Raw genomic sequence first — 5,142 nt, forward strand, 5'->3', positions numbered from 1 at the left:
GCTTTTTCATCTCAGAAATGGATATGCGTTTTCGCGGTCCGGGTGAAGTGCTGGGAACTCGTCAATCGGGTGTGCCAGATTTTACCTTGGCGAGTTTGGTAGAAGATGAGGAAGTTTTATTGTTAGCGCGGGAAGCAGCGGAGAAGGTAATAGAGATAGATGCAACTCTAGAGCGTTGGTATTTGATGAAAGAAGAATTGAAGTATCGCTACGATCGCTTGATGGGTGGGTCAATTTTGACGTAAAGAAGTAAGGAGACAAAAGTCAGAATATAGAATGCTCCTGACTACCTCAGCTTTGAGTGTAGGATTCAAAAATGGGTCTACAAGAATCTTCGTAAGTTAGAATTATGAATCTTATCGTGAAAATATCATCTTGAGGGCGATCGCTAATATTGCAACTCCAAACACTTTTTCTAAAACAACATTAGATAGCCCAATTGCCAGCTTCGCACCGAAAAGACCACCTAAAAAAAAGCCCACACAAATAAAAGCTGCTATTTTTAAATCCACATAACCTTGTTTATAGTACGTCCAAGCGCCAAGTAAACCAATAGGCGGTACTAATAATGCTAATGTTGTCCCCTGTGCTTCATGCTGTGACAACCCAAACCAAAATATCAACCCTGGGACAATCAAAACCCCTCCACCAATGCCAACCAGCCCACTCATGAATCCTGCTAATAAGCCCAACAGTATATAAAGCAAAATGTTCGTCATAGTTCCTCTTCTTGTTTCTTAACTAATGCACAACTAATAGAATTACACCAAGCGAAGTAGCACTAATAAATATCCACAGCACCACACCCTGAACCATCGGTTTCCAACCAACCGCTTTCAACATTCGCTGAGATAACCCTGCACCAATCAAAAACAACGTTAGCGTCAAACCCGCTTCCGAGACGTGTGTGATTACTGACGACCAAGAAACAACTTGCGGGATAAACGTCCGCGCTACCGAAGCTAGAATAAACAAGCCAATAAACCAGGGTACTTCGGGTTTATGTTGCACAGTCTCACCCGATTTTGCCTGCTGACGTTGAAATATATAGCTTGCTGCTGCCGAGATAGGTACAATCCACAGTGCGCGGGAAAGTTTGACTGCTGTGGCTGTATATAGCGCACTCTGACCGTAGTGTGATGCTGCACCCACTACACTAGAAATGTCATGAATTGCCACACCTGACCAGGTTCCGAATTGTGCCTGGGTTAAGTGTAGTGCGTGTCCCAGAGGTGGAAACACGAACAAAGCAACAGCATTAAGTACAAAAACTGTACCCATTGCTACGGAAATCTCGCTTTCTGCGGCGTTAATCACTGAACTAACTGCGGCGATCGCACTTCCACCACAAATAGCCGTTCCCGCTGAAATCAAGGCAGAGGCTTTAATGGGAATCTTCAACCACTTCCCTAGAAAATAGCCCAGAACAAAGGTTGCACTGATGCTGCCGACCGCAAACAAAGCACCGCTTGCACCTGCCTTTAGCACAACTGCTAAGTTCATCCCAAAGCCCAGCATAATTACGGATGCTTCAAGTAAATATTTAGCGGCTGGGCGGGTAATCCGATGAAATGGGTTCTCGTGAGTCAGCGCCAAAAAAATCCCCAACATCAGTGCTATTGGTGGTGAAGCCCAAGGAGTCAGACAAAATCCAGCCGCTAAGAGAAACACAATTTTTCGATACAGCAGCTTTTGCTCTGAACTTAGTTGCGGTATGTGTACTCTCCTGTTCGTCCTAATATCTTTTTTCATATCAACCTCGTATTAAGGGGGTTGATCTAACTCTAGGCAGTCATATAAATAGAAGCAAACGTTCTTTACTATGTTTTAGATAGCTTTAAACTATCGACAGTTGACATGAAAGCTACTCAAAGCGCGATCGCGTTTTGAGAATTAATCTTCAGTTCTTGAAGATATGCATAGATTTACTTGCATTTGCACAGTTTGATGTCCAACGTGCCACTAAAGTGTGTTTTGGTCTGGTGTGGGAATTAATGATAGCTACGGCTATTCCACGGATTTAGCCGATACCAGCAATTGCTCGAACGCTTGGGAAATGCGAGTTTGAAAGCGTTCTCGGTGCTTTAATAACCAGAAGGGACGTGAGAGTGGATCTGCATCAGTAGTGTTTCTCACAACACCTGTAATTTGAATCCGACGGAGCATATCAAGACGCAGTTCTTTGACGATAATTAGGTTAGAAATCGCTGCTGCCCCTACCCCACTTTCAACGGCTGCTTTAACCATCTCGCCGCTTTTCATTGACAATATTACATTTAACTGTGTTGGTTCAATACCCCACTGTCTTAGCACTTGCTCAAACTGCTGACGGGTTCCTGAGCCTTTCTCGCGCATTACCCAGTTAGTGGTTGTTAGTTCTGCTACCTCAACTGTTAAGCGCTCAAACCAGAGATGAGATTGACCAACAACAATTTGCAAACAATCTCTGCCTATAATCTGTTGCTCTAGACAAGCCAAAACCGATGCTTCAACTTTTCCTTCCACTAGGCTGAGGTCAAATAATCCTGTGACTATTCCTTCACTAATTTCAGTAGTGTTACCTAAGGTACAGTCAACAGCAATGCCTGGATACTCTTGCTTAAACAAGCTGATAAAGCGGGGGAGCCAGTAATTAGCTATTGTTTGGCTTGCACCTAACTTGAGTTCACCCCGTTGCAGGTCATTTAATTCGCGTAATCCTCGCTCAGTCAACTCTACTTGATCCAAAATTTTTTGTGCTTCTACTTCCAGCATCTTGCCAGCAAGAGTTAATTCAATGCGACGACCAATCCGATGAAACAATTTCACTTTATACTGTTCTTCAAGGCTTTGGATTGCCGCACTAACAGAAGGTTGAGTGATGTAAAGGGCTTCAGCAGCGCGAGTAAAATGCATATGCTGCACCACCGCTAGGAAAATCTGTAACTGGTCAATGGTCATCCTTGCCATTTGTTAAAGCGTTACCTAGTTTGATATTGTAAATTTCCTTAGGTTTTTGCAAGACAACTTCTCAAATCCCGTAAGACCGAGGATAGGGCTTTAAGAGTGTCTTAGCTTGATACACATAAACGACGTTGACAACCACCCCACCTCGTCGAATCGGTATCGTTTCAATCTCATTAAGGCTGCTAAAGTAAGTTCGATAGCTAGCCATTAAATCTTTTCTGAGATTAAACGGGGCAGTAGTGATGTACAGCGCATCTTTTCCTAACCATTGCCCAGGTTTTGACCAAAAAGCAAAACCACGCAGATCCTTGCCAATATCAAAGCAAGTAATCGGTGTGTCAGCTAGAGGTTTAAGGGACATTGCAATGGGTCCACCTAGATAATAGCGATTGGTGAATATAAAGCTAGAGTTGTGTAGCGCTGCACTGAGGATAGGAGATTCAGCAAAACCGCGTCGCAGTTGCCCAATATCAATTAGTTCTGTAGAGGGGTCGTCCTTGGGAGGCAAGAACCCTCCCATTAAAGCGTATTGACTGGGCTTTTGCATGATTCCTGCTGTTATTTGCAGCAGGACAATAAGTAACATGCTGCTAACTGCAATTCCTGAACCTAAAAGCCATCGACGCACAGAACGTCTGGATTTATCCTGCCAGATAACTGCCTGTTGTCCTAATAGTAAAGTTGTCCCCCAAAATCCTGGCATCGTCCAAGCCGGCAAAATTTGCCGATATCCTCCGATGAACGTAAACCCGAAAATTATCGGTAGGGACACCCATAAAATCAATAGCACCGAAGCGTCTAAATCTTTTCTTTTCTGATAAAAAAGTTCATTTGTTCGAGCTACTGTTGATTGCAAACTCACCCACCAAAGCGGAAATCCGATGGAGGGAAATAAATAGGCTATGCCAAGAAAAAAGACAGATACTACACTCAGCAGATTGTAGCCGCTTTTAGGCACTGCTCGCTCTGACTGAAAACGAAAAGACACCCAATCATGCTGGATATTCCAAAACACAATTGGGGAGATGGTGATGATAAATAAGCATAACCCTAACCATGCCCAAGGCGATCGCACCACACAGCGATGACGTGGACTCGTTAAACAAAAACCAATTAGCCCCAAGCCCAAAACAAAACCGTGATATTTGCTATCGCAGGCTAATCCTACCAAAATACCAAGATAGCTCAAACGGTAACTAGGGACGTATAAATTAGATGAGCAGGATTCTTGATTCCCAGGCTGCCGAAAAAATTCATTAGCCGCACAATATAAACTGGCAGACCAAAAAAACATCAGTGGACTGTCGGGTAAACTGAGGATGCCAAAGCTAACTTGAAAAATTGGACTTATGGTAGCGATCGCCAAAGTCAACTTCGCAGCCTTTGCAGAGAATAGTCTCTTGCTAGTCAGATACAATAGCAGCAAACTGCCTGTGTAGCAAATTATAGCTCCCAGCCGAATTGTGAATTGGGATACAACTCCAGTCAACCAAGGACCAAAACCAGTTGTCAGCGCAACCAGAAATGGATGATCGAAATAGCTCCAGTCCAGATGCAGACTGTAAAGATAGTAGTAAGCTTCATCAAAGGTAGGGTAAACCAAAAAAGCAAGAAAGGATCGAAACAGCAGTCCCCCAACCAATAAAAAAAGCACTAACTGATTAGTTTTTTCGGCAAGCCATTTCTGAGCTATTTGCATTTAGTTAAATTTTATCCTTCTCATTAACATGCACCTTAACCTTGAAATCATATAAATCAAAAATTGAATAATTAAATCAAGCAATAAATTTCATGACCGAATTTGAACGCTATCTATTTGACTTACAAGGCTTCTTAGTGCCAATCGAATGTACTCAATAGCGACGAAATAGCCGCTCTTCAGTCACTGCTAGATCGGCAAATTGCACTTCAAGATAACATGGCAAAATTTCTGCGCTTTGATAGTTTACTATCTTGGGGTAAACCTTTGAGAAATTTGCTCGATAAGAGCGCGAATCACTCCTTATCTATCTAATTTGTTAAAAGAGAAATTTCGTCTAGATCATGACTACGTTCACATCATCCGTCAAGGTATCGGTCCGATTGGCTCTCACCTACATGGGGTTCCAAAAAATCAGACAAAACCGGACAGCCATATAGCTGAAATAGTCGTGGAGTTTTGAGGATCTTTAATACAAGGCTGTCCGGTAATGTCGG

At 43.0% G+C, this 5,142-nt stretch carries 5 protein-coding genes; 1 reads left to right on the forward strand and 4 read right to left on the reverse strand.

The window, feature by feature from the left end; all coding sequences use genetic code 11:
* Positions 1-245, forward strand: a 245-nt coding sequence (locus PI95_RS34450; RefSeq protein ID WP_163519438.1) for a hypothetical protein, incomplete at its 5' end; no start/stop codon positions are given.
* Between the two features lie 111 nt (positions 246-356).
* Here the strand turns inward: PI95_RS34450 and PI95_RS34455 are convergent.
* From PI95_RS34455 to PI95_RS34470, 4 genes are all read right to left on the reverse strand, one after another.
* On the reverse strand, positions 357-719 hold the full coding sequence (locus PI95_RS34455; RefSeq protein WP_039753772.1) for a sulfite exporter TauE/SafE family protein: 363 nt from the start codon (positions 717-719) through the stop codon (positions 357-359).
* A gap of 22 nt (positions 720-741) precedes the next feature.
* Complete coding sequence (locus PI95_RS34460) at positions 742-1,752, reverse strand: YeiH family protein (RefSeq protein WP_052325856.1); 1,011 nt, start codon at positions 1,750-1,752, stop codon at positions 742-744.
* 255 nt (positions 1,753-2,007) lie between these two features.
* The gene (locus tag PI95_RS34465; protein ID WP_163519464.1) at positions 2,008-2,940 is read right to left on the reverse strand and encodes a LysR family transcriptional regulator; all 933 of its coding nucleotides are present in this window, start codon (positions 2,938-2,940) and stop codon (positions 2,008-2,010) included.
* A 70-nt stretch (positions 2,941-3,010) separates the two neighbouring features.
* On the reverse strand, positions 3,011-4,645 hold the full coding sequence (locus PI95_RS34470) for an ArnT family glycosyltransferase (RefSeq protein WP_039753768.1): 1,635 nt from the start codon (positions 4,643-4,645) through the stop codon (positions 3,011-3,013).
* Positions 4,646-5,142 lie beyond the last annotated feature (497 nt).

The sequence above is a fragment of the Hassallia byssoidea VB512170 genome (assembly GCF_000817785.2).
Lineage (GTDB): Bacteria > Cyanobacteriota > Cyanobacteriia > Cyanobacteriales > Nostocaceae > Hassallia > Hassallia carrinoi.

What these genes read in the sequence shown, in the direction of transcription:
- PI95_RS34455 (WP_039753772.1), bottom strand. Translation starts at nt 719, where the DNA reads ATGACGAACATTTTGCTTTATATACTGTTGGGCTTATTAGCAGGATTC.
- PI95_RS34465 (WP_163519464.1), bottom strand. Translation starts at nt 2,940, where the DNA reads ATGACCATTGACCAGTTACAGATTTTCCTAGCGGTGGTGCAGCATATG.
- PI95_RS34470 (WP_039753768.1), bottom strand. Translation starts at nt 4,645, where the DNA reads ATGCAAATAGCTCAGAAATGGCTTGCCGAAAAAACTAATCAGTTAGTG.
- PI95_RS34460 (WP_052325856.1), bottom strand. Translation starts at nt 1,752, where the DNA reads ATGAAAAAAGATATTAGGACGAACAGGAGAGTACACATACCGCAACTA.